This window comes from Bradyrhizobium sp. SZCCHNR1098, from assembly GCF_032489375.1.
GTDB lineage: Bacteria > Pseudomonadota > Alphaproteobacteria > Rhizobiales > Xanthobacteraceae > Bradyrhizobium.
Genome location: NZ_JAUEXY010000016.1, coordinates 148,591 through 164,117, shown reverse-complemented (window position 1 = coordinate 164,117; position 15,527 = coordinate 148,591). Strand labels below are relative to the sequence as shown.

Here is a 15,527-nt window from a genome sequence, read left to right as displayed (position 1 = left end):
GCGCACATCTGAACCGTGCCTGGAACGGCTCCAATTAGCCCGGCGACGACCTCTTTCGATTTGGCTTGTTTCGCTTTGGATTGGTGTCGAACGCGGAGATTTGACATTGCGTCTGATCAGGTGCCTCGCGTCGTTGGCGGCGCTGGGCCTCGTGATGTGTGGTGCCGCTGCCCCCGCTCAGGCCGTTGACGCCGTCAGCGTTCGCAGCGACGCGCCTGCGATCGACCTCACGGGCATCCTCGATCATCAGCGCAGCGAGAACGACCGCATCCAGGTCTCGACCGCGCCCGGCACCGACGGCATCGTCCGCCGCATCGAGGTGCGGGCCCGCGAGGGCGGCCAGAACTGGATCGTGTTCGCACTGGCCAACAACACCGACGACCAGCTCGACCGCCTGATCGTGGCACCGCACTACCGCGTGGTCGGCTCCGGCGTGCTCTGGCCCGATCTCGGCCTGTCGCGCATCGCCACCATCACGCCCTCGGTCGGCGACCTGCCGGAGCGGCAGGAGAGCCCGACCGCCGACGTCTTCCGCGTCACCCTCGATCCGGGCTCGGTCGTTACCTTCGTGGCCGAGCTGCGCACCGACAAGCTGCCGCAGCTCTATCTGTGGGAGCCCGAGGCCTACAAGGACAAGGTCAACTCGTTCACGCTGTACCAGGGCATCGTGATCGGCATCTCCGGGCTTCTCGCCCTCGTGCTCACGATCCTGTTCGTGGTCAAGGGCAGCATCATGTTCCCGGCGGCCGCGGCGCTGGCCTGGGCGGTGCTGGTCTATATCGGCGTCGACTTCGGCTTCTGGGGCAAGGTCCTGGACATGTCGAACAATGCCGAGCGCGTCTGGCGCGCGGCGGGCGAGGCGATCCTGGCGGCGACCCTGCTGGTGTTCCTGTTCGCCTATCTCAATCTGTCGCGCTGGCACGTCCGCTATTCGCACATCACGCTGGGCTGGCTGTTCTTCCTGGGCTCGCTGGTCGCGGTGGCGCTGTTCGATCCGGCGGTGGCCTCAGGCATCGCACGCATGTCGCTGCTGCTGATCGCGGTCCTTGGCTTCGCACTGATCGTCTATCTCTCCAGCCACGGCTTCGACCGCGCGGTGCTGCTGATCCCGACCTGGTTCCTGCTCACGGTGTGGGTCGCCGCCGCCGGCATGACGGTCGCGGGCCAAGTCACCAACGACATCGTCGGCCCGGCCCTGCTCGGCGGCCTCGTGCTGATCGTGATGCTGATCGGCTTCACGGTGATGCAGCACGCCTTCGCCGGCGGCGGCGCCACCACCGGCATCGTCTCCGACGTCGAGCGCCGCGCGCTGGCCCTGGCCGGCTCCGGCGACCTGATCTGGGACTGGGACGTCTCCGCCGACAAGGTGTTCACCAGCCCGGAGACCGAGAGCCTGCTCGGCCTGAAGCGCGGCACGCTGGAAGGCCCGGCCGCGAAATGGCTCGAGGTGCTGCATCCGCTCGATCAGGACCGCTTCCGCGCCGCGCTCGACAGTGTCCTCGACCAACGCCGCGGCCGCCTGGTGCAGGACTTCCGGCTGCGCACGCCCGACGGCCATTTCATGTGGTTCGCGCTCAAGGCGCGCCCCGTGGTCGGCTCGGACGGCGAGGTCTCGCGCGTGGTCGGCACGCTCACCGACGTGACCGAGTTCAAGAATGCCGAGGAGCGCCTGCTCCACGATTCCGTGCACGACAATCTGACCGGCCTGCCCAACCGCAAGCTGTTCATCGACCGTCTCGCCGCCGTCGCCAATTTCGCCAAGTCGATGCCGGCCATGCGGCCCACCCTGATGGTGATCGATCTCGACCGCTTCAAGCAGGTCAACGATTCCGTCGGTATCGCGGTCGGCGATTCCATCCTGCTGACCCTGGCGCGGCGGCTGTCGCGCATCCTGAAACCCCAGGACACGCTGGCGCGGCTCGCCGGCGATCAGTTCGGCCTGATCCTGCTGTCCGAGCAGGACCCCGCCCGCATCACCGCGTTTGCCGAGACCATCCGCAAGACCATCCGCGCGCCGATCGCCTTCAACGAGCGCGAGATCTTCCTGACCGCCTCGATCGGCCTTGCTCTGTCCGACCCGCAGACGCAGCTGTCGGAGGACATCATCAAGGATGCGGAGCTTGCGATGTATCACTCCAAGCGCATCGGCGGCGACCGCATCGACGTCTACAAGCCGGCGATGCGGGCGCGCAAGAACGACCGCCTGACCTTGGAGAGCGAGCTGCGCCGCTCGATCGAGCGCCAGGAGATCACGATCCTGTACCAGCCGATCGTGCGGCTGGAGGATCGCTCGATCGCCGGCTTCGAGGCCTTGGCGCGCTGGGATCATCCGAAGCTCGGGCGGATGTCACCGATCGAGTTCATCACCATCGCCGAGGAGATCGGCCTGATCGTCGATCTCGGCACCTTCGTACTCGACCAGACCGCGCGCCAGCTCGCGGTGTGGCAGCGCGCGACGCGGCTGCGCGAGCCGATCTTCGCCAGCGTCAACGTCTCCTCGCGCCAGCTCCTGCGCCACGACCTGATCCACGACATCCGCTCGGTGCTGGCCCGCTCCTCGGTCGCGCGCGGCTCGCTCAAGATCGAGCTGACGGAATCGCTGGTGATGGAGAACCCGGAGCACGCCGCGCAGATGCTGACGCGCATCCGCGAGCTCGGCGTCGGCCTGTCGATCGACGATTTCGGCACCGGCCATTCCTCGCTCGCCTATCTTCAGCGCTTCCCGTTCGACACCTTGAAGATCGACCAGTCGTTCGTGCGCACCACCGCGCGCGGCACGCGGCCGGTGATCCTCAAATCGATCATCGCGCTGGCGCACGACCTCGGCATGGACGTGGTGGCGGAAGGCGCGGAGACCGACTCCGATGCCGTCGAGCTCTATCAGCTCGGCTGCGAATACGCCCAGGGCTACGCCTTCGGCGAGCCGATGGACGCCGACGCCGCGATGCGGCTTCTCACGGAAGAGCGGCTGGAAGCGGCGAGCTGAGGACTGCAATGCATCCAGCATGGCAACAGCCTCAGGATGCATCTTTCATTTTGCTTCGTTTGAGGTAGAGTTACCGCGGTACCGCGTAGAGGGTGCCGTGTGAGTGATGACCAATGCGTGCTTGCGGGGCAGAAGGCTCGCGACATGGCCCGTTCGCGACGAGCCTAGTCCGTCTCGAACTGCGACAGCGCCGTGAGCGCGCGGCGATAATTGTCGCCCCCGAGCCGGCGTGCCACCCGCTTCTCGTGCGCGGCGACCAGTGCATTGGCCTTCTTGAGAATCAGGCGACCACGCGGCGTCAGGCCGAGCGCATGGGCCCTGCGGTCGTGCTCGGAGCGTTCGCGCACGATCAGCCCGGCCTGCTGCAGGTCGTCGAGCAGCGCGACCATGCGCGCGCGCTCGATGCCCAGCGCGCCCGCGATCGCGATCTGCGCGGCGCCGGGATTGGCCGCGATCGTCTCCAGGATCGAATAGAGGATGACGTCGAGGTCGACGGCCGCGAGCGCGGCGTTGACGTCGCGGAAGATCCAGTGCTGCAGGCGGCGGACGAAATAGCCGAGATGGCTCTCGAGCTCACCGAGACCGATCCCGGAAACCCGGCTGGCTGCGTCTCGCTGCGCTCCGGCGCTCGCGCTCTTGGGCATGCTGGCTCGCTGACATGAAGCATCCCTGCCTAGACCGATGCCGTCGCAAGGGCAAGCCGCCGCAATTGGTCACATCCACAATAATTGCAAAATACAACCATTCTGTTAGTCTCGCGATCAACGACTACAATATGGGAGGGAGACGCATGCCGTCATTCATGGCGACGGCTGCCTGCATTGCGACCGCAATGCGGCGGCACATTGCACCCGATCGCAGCGCCTGTTGCGCAGCATTCTCCTTCCCCACTCCCTCCCGCATTGCATCGTCCGCGATCACCTCCCGCAGCGCGGAGACGCGCCATGGTTGATGCAGAACGCCGCCCATCCGGGCCTGCGATGTTCGCCGAGCCGTCGATCGAGGCCGTCAGGCGTGACGACGGCGCGATCATCCTGCGCTCGCGCATGCCGTTGCAGCCGGCCGCGCGATGCACCGGCGAATGGCTGGAGCATTGGGGCCACCATTTCCCGGATCGCACGTTCCTGGCCGAACGCCGTGGCGACAACTGGACCTGGCTGACCTACGGCGAAACATTGATGCAGGTCCGCGCCGCCGCGGCCTGGATGCTCGCGCAGGGCCTTGGTCCGGAGCGTCCGCTCGCGATCCTGTCCGACAACAGCATCGCCCATGCCGTGCTGGCGCTCGCAGCGCAGCATGTCGGCATCCCCGTCTGCGCGATCTCGCCGGCCTATTCGCTGATGTCGACGGATCACGAGAAGCTGCGCGCGATGATCCGTCTGCTCGATCCAGGCGCCATCTTCGTCGCGCAGCGCGAGCCGTTCGCGCGCGCGCTCGCGGCCGTCGACGGCCTGCATCGGGCAACGATCATTGCCGGCGACGGCGATGGAACGAGCGCGGTGCCGCTGCAGACCCTGCTCGCGACGAAGCCCGGCGCCGAGGTCGACCGCGCCTTCGCCGCGGTCACGCCGGACACGGTGGCCAAGCTGCTGTTCACCTCCGGCTCGACCGGGCAGCCGAAAGCGGTGATCAACACGCACCGGATGCTGACCATGAGCCAGCAGGCCAAGGCGCAGCTCTGGACCTTCCTGCGCGAGGTCGAGGGCGGCCCCGTCATCGTCGACTGGCTGCCATGGAGTCACACCTTCGGCGCCAACCACAATTTCAACCTGGTGCTGAGCCACGGCGGGTCGATCTACATCGACGGCGGCAAGCCGGCGCCCGGCCTGTTCGAGACCTCGCTCGCCAATTTGCGCAGCCTGGTGCCGACGATCTATTTCAACGTGCCGCGCGGCTTCGACATGCTGGTCGCGGCACTCAGGGCCGATGACGATCTGCGCCGCAGATTTTTCTCCGGCGTCAGGTGCATCCTCTATGCGGCCGCGGCCCTGCCGCAAAATCTGTGGGATGCGCTCAACGAGATGAGCCGGGCCACGATCGGCCGTCCTGCACCGCTGGTGTCGGCGTGGGGCGCCACCGAGACATCGCCGCTCGCGACCGACTGCCACTTCTTCGCCGAGCGCGCCGGCAACATCGGCGTGCCGATCCCCGGCACCGAGCTCAAGCTGGTGCCGACCGGCGAGAAGCTCGAGGTCCGCGTGCGCGGGCCGAACGTGATGCCGGGCTATTGGAAGGCGCCCGAGCTCACGGCCGCGGCTTTCGACGAGGAGGGCTTCTACAAGATCGGCGACGCCGTGAAGCTCGCAGATCCCGAGCATCCGGAGCGCGGCCTGTTCTTCGACGGCCGCATCACCGAGGATTTCAAGCTCAGCTCCGGGACATGGGTGAACGTCGGCGCGCTGCGCATTGCCGGCATCGCGGCGCTGGCGCCGTTGGCGCAGGATATCGTGATCGCAGGCCACGGCACCGACGAGGTGCACTTTCTCATCGTGCCCAACATCGCAGCGTGCCGCGGCGCCGCTGGGCTGACCGAGACGGCCGCGGCCAGCGACGTTCTGGCGCATCCATCGGTGCGCACTGCCATCGCGCGAGGATTGGCCAAGCTTCGCACTGAGGCGGTCGGCTCGTCGCGCTATGCGACCCGTGCGCTATTGATGGCCGAGCCGCCCTTGCTCGATGCCGGCGAGATCACTGACAAGGGCTATGTCAACCAACGCGCGGTGCTCACCCGCCGCGCCGATCTGGTCGCACGACTGAAGGATGAAACCGCGACCGAGCTGATCAGGCCTGACATGTCCTGACCCAGAACTACGCAACTACTCAACACTCACAAAATGGCGTCCGTACAACTACGGAAGCGCCCCCCGCGCGTGCGGCAACTAGTTTCCATCCGCACTTGACCGGGCATCAACTGCGAATCCTTAAAATGGCTCGCATCTAGATTCCTCCCGGCATGGTGTCCGATCTGCCGGGGACCGTGACCCACGTCGGCGATCGCACCGCGTTGGTCCAGTTCGCACTGAACCCGGAGCAATCGGTGCGACTGACGGCGCTGGTCTCGGACCGTCAGGCGGCGTGACGCGCCGACCTCCGCCCTCAACGGAAATGGCAGGCGACGAGATGCCCCTCGGCGCTTGCCTTCAACGGCGGCACTTCCTTGCTGCAGACGTCCTTGGCGATCGGGCAGCGGGTGTGGAAGTGGCAACCCGATGGTGGATTGATCGGGCTCGGCACCTCGCCCTTGAGCCGCACGCGCTTGCGCTTGACGCTCGCATCCGGGATCGGCACAGCCGACAGCAGCGCCTCGGTGTAGGGATGCTTCGGCGTCGAATAGAGCTGGCGTGACGGCGCGGTCTCGACGATGCGGCCAAGATACATCACCGCGACGCGGCGGCTGATGTGCTCGACGACCGAGAGGTCGTGGGCGACGAACAGATAGGCGATGCCGAACTTCTGCTGCAGATCCTCGAGCAGGTTGATGACCTGGGCCTGGATCGACACGTCGAGCGCCGATACCGGCTCGTCGCAGATGATCAGCTTGGGCTCGACCGCGATGGCACGCGCAATGCCGATGCGCTGGCGCTGGCCGCCGGAGAATTCATGCGGATAGCGGGTCATGTGGTCGGCCTGCAGGCCGACGGTCTCCAAGAGATGAACGATGCGCGCCTCATATTGCTGGCGTGAGGTCGCCAGCCCATGGATCGTCAGCGCCTCGCCGATGATGGCGCCGATGGTCATGCGCGGGTTGAGCGAAGCATAGGGATCCTGGAAGATGATCTGGATGTCGCGGCGCAACGCGCGCAGCCTGTCGCCGGACAGCGCGATGACGTCCTTGCCCTCGAAGCTCAGCTCGCCCGAGCTCGGCTCGATCAGCCTGAGCACGCAGCGCCCGGTGGTCGACTTGCCGCAGCCGGACTCGCCGACGAGGCCGAAGGTCTCGCTCGGCTCGATGTGGAAGTTGACGCCGTCGACCGCGCGCACACTGCCGATCTGGCGCTTCAATAGTCCACCGCGGATCGGAAACGCCTTGGTCAGGTTGCGCACGCTGAGCAGCGGCGCGGGTGCGGCGGGCGTGGCAATCGCAGCTTCGGTCATCACAGCAATGTCTCTTCGGCGCGGATGCACGCCACCTTGTGGCCGGGCTCGATCTCGCGCAGCTCCGGCTGCGCGAGCTTGCAATCGGGAATGGCGAAGCGGCAGCGGGAAGCGAAGCGGCAGCCCTCCGGCGGATTGACCAGCTTCGGCACGCTGCCGGGGATGCTCTCCAGCCGGCTCTTCCTGACCGCCGCGAGATCGATACGCGGGATCGAGCGGATCAGGCCCTGCGTATAGGGATGGCGCGGATTGGCAAACAACCGCTCGACCGGCGCCTCCTCCGCTACCCGGCCGGCATACATCACCACGACCCGCTGCGCGACCTCGGCCACCACGCCCATCGCGTGGGTGATCAGCATGATCGACATGCCGAGCCGCTCCTTCATATCGAGCAGCAGATCGAGGATCTGCGCCTGGATCGTGACGTCGAGCGCGGTGGTCGGCTCGTCGGCGATCAGGAGCTTGGGATTGCACGACAGCGCCATCGCGATCATCACCCGCTGGCGCATGCCGCCGGAGAAATGATGCGGATAGTCGTTCACGCGGGCTTTCGGATTGGGGATCTGCACCAGCGCCAGCATCTCGGCCGCCCGATCCATCGCCGCCTTTTTCGACAGGCCCTGATGCAGCCGGATCACCTCGGCGATCTGGTCGCCGACGGTGTAGACCGGGTTGAGCGAGGTCATCGGCTCCTGGAACACGATCGCGATCTCGCTGGCGCGGATCTTGTTCATCTCGGACGAGCCGAGCGGTACCAGGTCACGGCCCCGCCACAGGATCTGGCCGCCGGCGATGCGACCGGGCGGCATCGCGATCAGCTTCAGCACCGACATGGCCGTCACGGTCTTGCCGGAGCCGGACTCGCCGACCACGCACAGGGTCTCGCCGCTGCCGATCGAGATGTCGACGCCGTCGACGGCCTGGACCTCGCCCTCGTCGCTGTTGAAATAGGTCTTCAGCCCCTTGATTTCGAGGAGCGGAGCTACGCGGGCATCCATCACATCACCTTCCGCGGATCGAGCGCGTCACGCAGGCCATCGCCGATGAAGTTGATCGCGATCACGGTAAGGAAGATCGCGCCGCCGGCGAACAGCGCCCAATGCGGCGCGATGTCGAGATAGTCCTTGGCGTCGAACAGCAGCCGGCCCCAGGTCGGAATGTCCGGCGGGAAGCCGAGACCGAGGAACGACAGCGTCGATTCCGCGATGATCGCGGCCGCGACGTCGATGGTGCCGGCGACGATCACCGGCCCCAGCGCGTTCGGCAGGATGTGGCGGACGACGAGACGGGAGTTGGAGGCGCCGAGCGCGCGCGCGGCCTCGACGAATTCCTTCTCGCGCAGCGACAGGAACTGCGCGCGGACCAGACGCGCCACATGCATCCAGCGAAAGCCGCCGATCACGAGCACGATGAGCACGAACACGCCGCCTTCCGGGCCGAGCCAGCCCTTCAGGAAATCGCGGAACAAATAGATGATCAGGAGCAGCAGCGGCAGCTGCGGCAGCGACAGGAACAGATCGGTCAGCCACATCAGCGCGGCATCCACCGGTCCCTTGGCCGAGCCGGCGATCGCACCGACGAGAATGCCGACGAACAGCGCCACGCCCATCGCGGCAAAGCCGACCGCAAGCGAGATGCGGCCGCCATAGATCATGCGCGCCAGCAGATCCTGGCCGAGATCGTCCGTGCCGAACGGATGCTCCCAGGACGGCGGCGCGAGGCGTGCCGTGAAGTCGATCTCGTTGATCGGAATCCGCCACAGCCACGGGCCGAGCAGGATCGAGAGCGCGAGCAGCAGCAGCACGACGATGCTGGCGGCCGCGAGGCGGTGACGGAGGAAGCGGCGGAGCGCGTCGCGGCCCGGCGAGAAACGCCGTTTGGGCGATGCGGCGACCGGCGCCGTCTCAACGGAAGGAGATGCGTGGGTCAAGCCAGCCATACAGAATGTCTGCGATGAGGTTGAAGAGGACGACGAGGCAGGCGAACACGAAAGTCACCGCCATGATGACCGGCGTATCGTTGGCGAGGATCGCGCTGATCAGGAGCGAGCCGATGCCGGGAATGCGGAAGATCTGCTCGGTGACGATGGCGCCGCCGAACACGGTCGGCATCTGCAGCGCCACCAGCGTAACCACCGGGATCAGCGCGTTGCGCACGACGTGCTTGACGATCACCTTGCGCTCGTCGAGGCCCTTGGAACGCGCGGTCGTGACGTAGTCGAGCTTGATGACGTCGAGCACGGCCGAACGAACATAGCGGGTGTAGGACGCCGCCTGATAGAGGCCGAGCACCATGACCGGCATGATCGCCTGCTTGATGCTCTCCCACCACCATTGCCAGCCGGTGGCCTGCAGGTCGGCGCGATAGACGAACGGCAGCCAGCCGAGATTGACGCTGAAGATCAGGATCAGCAACAGGCCGGTGAAGAAGGTGGGCAGCGAGAAGCCGATGAAGGCGAAGGTGTTGGCGATCTGGTCGAAGATCGAATAGGGCCGCCGCGCCGCGAGCACGCCCACCGGCAGCGCCACCGCCAGCGCCAGGATCTGCGCGGTGCCGACCACGTAGAGCGTGGTCGGTATCCGCTGCAGGATCAGCGTGTCGACGTTGACGCGGCTGGCGAAGGAGAAGCCCCAGTCGCCCTGGAACATGGCGACCAGCCAGTGGACATAGCGCAACAGCACGGGATCGTTCATCCCGAACTTGATGCGCAGCGCCTCGCGCACCTCGGGCGGCACGTTCGGGTTGCTCGCGAGCTCGCCGAATGGATCGCCCGGTGCCAGCGCGAGCAGCACGAACAGAATGAGACTGATGCCGAGCAGGCTCGGCACAGCGACGATGAGGCGCCTGAGAAGATAGTTTCCCATCGCTCCACCCCTACGATGTCTGGCTGGTCATGCTGGCCGCGCGTCAGCTCGCCCGATACCAGGTGGCGATGAACGCCAGATCGTTGTCCCAGCCGCTCTTGTAAAGCACCATGCCGTTCTTCACGCCGATCGCGTTGAGCCGGTTGATCTCCGGCAGGACGTAGTTGTCGCGCACGACGAGATCGTTGAGCTTGATGAATAGCGCGGCGCGCTTGACCGGATCGAGCTCGCTCTGGGCCAGCTTGTAGGTCTCGTCATACTCCTTGTTCTGCCAGCGGCAGATGTTGCGGCCCTGCCACTTGTTCTCCTTGGTCGCGGCCTCGGTGGACACGAACTGGTTCATGAAGAACTGCGGATCCGCCTGCGGCATCGTGGTCTGATACATCTGCATGTCGCAGTAGAAATGCGAGTAGGTGTCGGGGTTCGCGACGTCCGAGGAGAAGAACACCGACGCGACCACCGACTTCAGCTCGACCTCGATGCCGGCCTTCTGGAACGCCTGCTTGATGATCGCCTGGTTCTTCTGGCGCGGGCCGTTGATCGAGGTCTGGAATACGAATTTGAGCGGCTTGCCGTCCTTCTCGCGGATGCCGGAGGCGCCCTTCTTCCAGCCGGCCGCATCGAGGATCTGGCTGGCCTTTTCGATCGAGAACTCGAAGCTGTTGTTCTTCGAACGGAAGCGTTCGGGATTGTTGAGGAAGTTCGGCGTCGCGACGCCGGCGCGTCCATAGATGAACTTCTGCACCGACGCACGGTCGATCAGCAGATTGATCGCCTTGCGCACCTCGGGATCGGAGAACAGCGGGTGCTTGGTCTTCAGGCTGGCGCGCTCGCCGTCGACCTCGACATTGGGATCGGTGACGTTGAGGCCGATATATTCGATGTGGCCGGTCAGCGTCAGCTCGGTCTTGCCCTGGCCGCCCGCCTCGAGCTTGGTCAGGATCTCGTCCTCGACCTGCAGATTGTAGGCGTAATCGTATTCACCGGTCTGCAGCACCGCGCGCGCAGCGGAGACGGCATCGCCGCCGCCCTTGATCTCGACCGTGTCGAAATAGGGCTGCGTCGGCACGTGATAGTCCGGGAAGCGCTTGCCGGCGACGGTGTCGCCCGGCTTGAAGTCCACGAACATGTAGGGACCGGTACCGACCGGCTTCAGGTTCGCCGGCGCCTCGCGCGACTTCGCGCCGATATAATCCGCAAAGTGATGCTTGGGGATGATGCAGCCGAACGAGGCGACGAAGGCATCGGCCCAGAACGGCGTCGGCTGCGGAAAGATCAGCTTCACGGTCAGATCGTCGATCTTCTCGATCGACTTGACGTTCTTGTAGCTGCCGATCGAGACCGCCGAGGTCTCGGGGTTGTTGGCGTATTCCCAATTGAAGATGACGTCGTCGGCGGTGAACGGCTTGCCGTCGTGCCATTTGACGCCCTTCTTCAGCTTCCAGGTCACCGACAAACCGTCGGCCGCAAGACCGCCATTCTCCTTGCTCGGAATCTCCGCGGCGAGAATCGGCACCAGATTGCCGTCCTTGTCCCATCCGGCCAGCGGTTCGTAGAACAGGCGGCTGGCCTCCTGGTCCTTGGTGCCGATGGCGAAATGCGGATTGAGCAGCGTCGGCGCCTGCCAGAGCAGCAGCTTGAGCGGACCGCCGCCACCGGCCTTGGTCGGCTTGTAGGCGATGGCTTGGGCGGCCACGGCGACGCCGGAATGGGCGAGCATCGCGCCGGCCATCGGCGCGGTCAGCCCCACGGCAATCATCCGCTGCACAAATTCGCGCCGTGACAGGCGTCCTGCTTTGACATCAGCGATCTGGCTACGGAGATCACGCTCGTTCATCAATCGACTCCAAAGGTGGTGCTGAATGCCAAAAAACGCGTCCCCGTCTTGCATCGATCGGGAACTGCATAAAATTGGATCAGCCTTCGAAGCGACTGTCAAAGCAGAATCCGGGCCAATTCCGCAATAAAGAACGGATCGATTGTCGCACTTCGCAGATGCGGAAAGATTGACTGCGAGTCATATCCCGGAAAATGGAACTACGTCGCTGGCGACGGTCGCCACACACCGGAATGTTCTGCTTCGGCATGAACGCTCTCGATGTGCGCTCAGCTCTCGCGACACCAGTTCGGCAACTGCCAGAGGTCGTTGTCCCATTCCGAGGAACGGCTCTACAAACCTTTGCGGATGCCGCTGACGCGCGTACCCGGCGACGCCATCGTGATCATCAGCATCTCCATGTCGCAGTAGACGTGCGTGTAGGTGTCGGAATTGGCGACGTCGCTGGAGAAGAACGCCGAGCCACCACCGACTTCGGCTCGAGCTCGATGGCCGCCTTCTGGCAGGCCTGCGTGACGATGACATGGTTCTTCGGCCGCGGGACGTTGGTGGAGGTCTGGACTACGAGCTCGAGCGGCTTGCCGCCCTTCTCGCGAATGCCGCTCGCGCCCTCCTTCCAGCCGGCGTTCTCCAAAATCTCGATCGCCTCGTCGACGTTGAACTCGAAGCGCGTCACCGCCTGGAAAGCAGGATGCAGGCCAATTGCCACGGGCACGGATGCTCAGCGCTCCGGCTTCAGCTTGCGGAAGCGGACACCCTTGCCATCCGGCAGCCGGGTCGCGACATAGCCTGCCGCCAGGCAGGCCTCGCGCTGCGGCATTTTCTCCTGCGGGCTCCGCAGGCTGTCCCACCACGAGGCGCGCTGCGCGGCGCGCGGCAGGCTGTCGCCGATCAACTCCTCGATCTCGTCGAGGCTGAGCACCAGCTCGGGGCGGGTCTGCCGCTTGAGGTAATCTCGAAGCGCATCATAGTCCGGCAAGTCTCGACTCCATCGTACCAGCGCGTGTGCGGCCGCCTTGACGACAGGCACCGCGAACGCAACGACTCGTTAACCTAACATGCGTTACTTCGGCTTTATCCGTCAGTCTACGGATGGGACTCCACGGGGACGGGACGATCCGATGCGCTGGAAACGCCGAACGGGCCGGGCGACGCAGCCCTGGCGGGTCTCGGCGCGCACGCTGATCACCTGCTCCATCTCGACCATCATCGGTTTCTCCGCCATCTGCGCCAGCGTCATGATCGACCTGCGCCGGAGCGAGGAGGTCCGCGCCCGGCAGGCGCTGGAGAACATGGCCGCCAGCATCGGCGCCGACATCAGCCGCAACGTCGAGCTCTACGATCTCTCGCTGCGGGCGGTGGCCAGCAACATGTTGCTGCCCGAAATCAACGAGGTCAGCAAGCCGGTCCGCCAACTGATCCTGTTCGACCGTTCGTCCACCGCGAAGAATTTCGGCACCATCCAGGTGTTCGATGCCCGCGGACGGCTGTCGCTCGAGTCGTCGACGCTCGACCCGCTGCCGGAGGACCGCAGCGACGCCGATTTTTTCCAGGTGCATCGCGACCGGCCCGACACCGGACTCTATGTCGGGCGGCCCGCCCAGCATCATGGCCAATATTCCATCGTTCTCAGCCGCCGCATCTCGACGCCGGACGGGCGCTTCGCCGGCGTCGTCGCCGGCTCGATCCGCCTCGGCTATTTCCGCGACCTGTTCGCACGGCTCACGCTCGGGTCGGGCGACAACATCACGGTGCTCCGGCGCGACGGCACCGTCGTCGTCGGCGCGCCGTTCGATTCCGCCGCGATCGGCCGCAATCTGGCGCGGGCGCCGGCCGTGACCCGCGCGCTCACCGAGCCGTCCGGCTGGTCGAGCAGCTATGGCGCACTGGACGATCTGCCGCGGCTCCTGGTCTGGCGCAACGGCAATGAGCCGCTGGTCGTGATCGCCAGCAAGTCGTGGGACAGCGTCTACGCATACTGGCGCAACGAGGCTGCAGAGATCGGGGCAATGATGCTGGCGCTGATCGTGTTCGTCCTGGCCGCGACGCAGGTCGCCGCGCGCGAGATCCAGCTCCGGGCGAAGATCGAATCCAGGCTGGAGCAGCTCGCGACCACGGATCCGCTGACGGGCCTGAAGAATCGGCGCAAGTTCGACGAGACGATCGAGCTCGAATGGTGGCGGGCGCAGCGCACCGGCGCGCCGCTGGGGCTGCTGATGATCGATGCCGATCACTTTAAGAGCTACAACGACACCCATGGGCACCAGGCCGGCGATCAGGTGCTGGTCGGCATTGCCGTGTGCATCTCCGATTCGGTGCGGCGCGCCGGCGACTGCGCCGCGCGTTATGGCGGCGAGGAGTTCGCGGTGCTGCTGCCGGGGACCTCGGAAGCGGATGCGCTGCGCGTCGCGGAGACGATCCGCAGCAAGGTCAAGCTGTGGGCGGGAGAAGCGTGCACCACCTCGATCAGCATCGGCGCCGCCAGCGTCACGCCGTCGCGCGACACCGATTGGACCGGCCTGCTGAACGCCGCCGACCGCGCCCTCTACATGGCCAAGGCCGCCGGCCGTAACCGCTGCGCCAGCGCAGCGGTGCGTCACCCGTCACCCGCGGCCTCGCTGGCGGCGTGATGCCGCCAACCGCCTCGAAGGCGCGGCATTTATCGCCGGCTTGGCCTCAGCCCTTGCCTTCGAGATAGCGCTTCATGTCCTCGCGCAGGCCATCGCGCAGGTCGGCCCGCGCCATGCCGAAGGCGATGTTGGCGCGCAGGAAGCCGGACTTCGAGCCGCAATCGTGCCGCTCGCCGTCGAAATCCACGCCATAGAATTTCTGTGTCTTCGACAATCCGATCATCGCGTCGGTGAGTTGGATCTCGCCGCCGGCGCCGCGCTCCTGCGTCGCCAGGATCTGGAAGATCTCAGGCTGCAAGATGTAGCGCCCGGTGATCGAGAAGTTCGACGGCGCGGTGCCCTTGGCCGGCTTCTCGACCATGCCGTCGACCTCGAAGATCTTGCCGTCGCGCTTGCCGACGCCGCAGATGCCGTATTGATGGGTCTGGTCGGCGGGCACTTCCTGCACCGCCAGCACGTTGCTCTTCTCCGGAAGCTTGCTCGCCGCCGCGATCATCTGCGCCAGGCACCCCGGCGAGTTCAGCACCAGCTCGTCCGGCAGCACCACCGCGAACGGCTCGTCACCGACGATGTCGCGCGCGCACCACACGGCATGGCCGAGGCCGAGCGGCGCCTGCTGACGGGTGAAGCTGACCGCGCCGGCCTCCGGCTGGTCGCGCGCCAGGATCTCGATCTCGGTCTTCTTGCCGCGCGCCGCGAGCGTCGCGTCGAGCTCGTACATGCGGTCGAAATGATCCTCGATCGCGGTCTTGTTGCGCCCGGTCACGAACACGAAATGCTCGATGCCCGCCTCCTTGGCTTCGTCGAACACGTATTGAATGAGAGGCCTGTCGACGATCGTCAGCATTTCCTTCGGCATCGCCTTGGTGGCGGGAAGGACGCGGGTGCCGAGACCGGCGACCGGAAAAACGGCTTTGCGGATCTTCATGGGGATGACTAGACCTTGTGGCGATATGAATGCGAAATCGATCGCATTTTAGGTAGCTCGTTTGCAGCCGAGAACAAAGGCGGATGTTGGGTCCAGTGTTCCGCTCGACACGAACCGAACGGCTAAATTTCGCTGCGGAAATCGTTAACCTTGTTAATCTCCCGTTAAGCAGGACCGGGCCTCGTGG

The 15,527-nt window shown here is 65.5% G+C and carries 12 protein-coding genes and 1 pseudogene; 4 read left to right on the top strand and 9 right to left on the bottom strand.

Annotation, left to right across the window (positions count from 1 at the left end; all coding sequences use genetic code 11):
* The first annotated feature begins 106 nt into the window (after positions 1-106).
* The gene (locus QX135_RS28630) at positions 107-2,986 is read left to right on the top strand and encodes an EAL domain-containing protein (RefSeq protein WP_315783597.1); all 2,880 of its coding nucleotides are present in this window, start codon (positions 107-109) and stop codon (positions 2,984-2,986) included.
* 164 nt (positions 2,987-3,150) lie between these two features.
* Here the strand turns inward: QX135_RS28630 and QX135_RS28625 are convergent, their stop codons facing one another.
* Positions 3,151-3,630, bottom strand: coding sequence for a MarR family winged helix-turn-helix transcriptional regulator (locus QX135_RS28625; protein ID WP_315775434.1), 480 nt, complete (start codon positions 3,628-3,630; stop codon positions 3,151-3,153).
* Between the two features lie 300 nt (positions 3,631-3,930).
* Between QX135_RS28625 and QX135_RS28620 the strand changes: the two genes are divergently transcribed.
* Positions 3,931-5,787, top strand: a complete 1,857-nt coding sequence (locus tag QX135_RS28620; protein ID WP_315813649.1) for a feruloyl-CoA synthase — start codon at positions 3,931-3,933, stop codon at positions 5,785-5,787.
* Between the two features lie 152 nt (positions 5,788-5,939).
* Positions 5,940-6,065 (top strand): hypothetical protein, encoded by a 126-nt coding sequence (locus QX135_RS28615; RefSeq protein ID WP_315813650.1) that lies wholly within the window; start codon positions 5,940-5,942, stop codon positions 6,063-6,065.
* 17 nt (positions 6,066-6,082) lie between these two features.
* On the opposite strand, the gene QX135_RS28610 is transcribed toward QX135_RS28615, so the two are convergent.
* The 7 genes and pseudogenes from QX135_RS28610 to QX135_RS28580 all read right to left on the bottom strand — a co-directional run bounded on the left by QX135_RS28610 (position 6,083) and on the right by QX135_RS28580 (position 12,761).
* A complete protein-coding gene (locus tag QX135_RS28610) occupies positions 6,083-7,081 on the bottom strand; it encodes a dipeptide ABC transporter ATP-binding protein (RefSeq protein WP_315813651.1) in 999 nt (332 codons plus the stop codon).
* Positions 7,081-8,079: an ABC transporter ATP-binding protein gene (locus QX135_RS28605; RefSeq protein ID WP_315813652.1), complete on the bottom strand. Its 999-nt coding sequence runs from the start codon at positions 8,077-8,079 to the stop codon at positions 7,081-7,083. The genes QX135_RS28610 and QX135_RS28605 overlap by 1 nt, the downstream gene beginning before the upstream one ends.
* Entirely contained in the window at positions 8,079-9,020 is a 942-nt protein-coding gene (locus QX135_RS28600; protein ID WP_315813653.1) for an ABC transporter permease, read from the bottom strand. Before QX135_RS28600 ends, QX135_RS28605 begins: the two co-directional genes overlap by 1 nt.
* Positions 8,986-9,945, bottom strand: a complete 960-nt coding sequence (locus QX135_RS28595) for an ABC transporter permease (RefSeq protein WP_315713883.1) — start codon at positions 9,943-9,945, stop codon at positions 8,986-8,988. Before QX135_RS28595 ends, QX135_RS28600 begins: the two co-directional genes overlap by 35 nt.
* 43 nt (positions 9,946-9,988) lie before the next feature.
* Positions 9,989-11,782, bottom strand: coding sequence for a peptide ABC transporter substrate-binding protein (locus QX135_RS28590; protein WP_316234405.1), 1,794 nt, complete (start codon positions 11,780-11,782; stop codon positions 9,989-9,991).
* Positions 11,783-12,051: 269 nt separating this feature from the next.
* Positions 12,052-12,452 (bottom strand): annotated as a pseudogene (locus QX135_RS28585) (peptide ABC transporter substrate-binding protein); the annotation flags it as partial.
* 51 nt (positions 12,453-12,503) lie between these two features.
* Positions 12,504-12,761 carry a hypothetical protein gene (locus QX135_RS28580; RefSeq protein WP_315734477.1) on the bottom strand — a complete coding sequence of 86 codons (258 nt, stop codon included), beginning with the start codon at positions 12,759-12,761 and terminating at the stop codon, positions 12,504-12,506.
* 142 nt (positions 12,762-12,903) lie between these two features.
* On the opposite strand from QX135_RS28580, the gene QX135_RS28575 reads away from it, so the two are divergent.
* Positions 12,904-14,412 carry a diguanylate cyclase gene (locus tag QX135_RS28575; protein WP_315775439.1) on the top strand — a complete coding sequence of 503 codons (1,509 nt, stop codon included), beginning with the start codon at positions 12,904-12,906 and terminating at the stop codon, positions 14,410-14,412.
* Positions 14,413-14,458: 46 nt separating this feature from the next.
* Here QX135_RS28575 and QX135_RS28570 read toward each other — a convergent pair whose 3' ends face one another.
* A complete protein-coding gene (locus QX135_RS28570) occupies positions 14,459-15,340 on the bottom strand; it encodes a UTP--glucose-1-phosphate uridylyltransferase (RefSeq protein ID WP_315734482.1) in 882 nt (293 codons plus the stop codon).
* Between the last annotated feature and the right edge of the window lie 187 nt (positions 15,341-15,527).

Coding starts and splice junctions, on each gene's coding strand:
- QX135_RS28615 (WP_315813650.1), top strand. CDS start 5,940: ATGGTGTCCGATCTGCCGGGGACCGTGACCCACGTCGGCGATCGCACC.
- QX135_RS28620 (WP_315813649.1), top strand. CDS start 3,931: ATGGTTGATGCAGAACGCCGCCCATCCGGGCCTGCGATGTTCGCCGAG.
- QX135_RS28625 (WP_315775434.1), bottom strand. CDS start 3,630: ATGCCCAAGAGCGCGAGCGCCGGAGCGCAGCGAGACGCAGCCAGCCGG.
- QX135_RS28570 (WP_315734482.1), bottom strand. CDS start 15,340: ATGAAGATCCGCAAAGCCGTTTTTCCGGTCGCCGGTCTCGGCACCCGC.
- QX135_RS28605 (WP_315813652.1), bottom strand. CDS start 8,079: ATGGATGCCCGCGTAGCTCCGCTCCTCGAAATCAAGGGGCTGAAGACC.
- QX135_RS28595 (WP_315713883.1), bottom strand. CDS start 9,945: ATGGGAAACTATCTTCTCAGGCGCCTCATCGTCGCTGTGCCGAGCCTG.
- QX135_RS28600 (WP_315813653.1), bottom strand. CDS start 9,020: ATGGCTGGCTTGACCCACGCATCTCCTTCCGTTGAGACGGCGCCGGTC.
- QX135_RS28590 (WP_316234405.1), bottom strand. CDS start 11,782: ATGAACGAGCGTGATCTCCGTAGCCAGATCGCTGATGTCAAAGCAGGA.
- QX135_RS28610 (WP_315813651.1), bottom strand. CDS start 7,081: ATGACCGAAGCTGCGATTGCCACGCCCGCCGCACCCGCGCCGCTGCTC.
- QX135_RS28575 (WP_315775439.1), top strand. CDS start 12,904: ATGCGCTGGAAACGCCGAACGGGCCGGGCGACGCAGCCCTGGCGGGTC.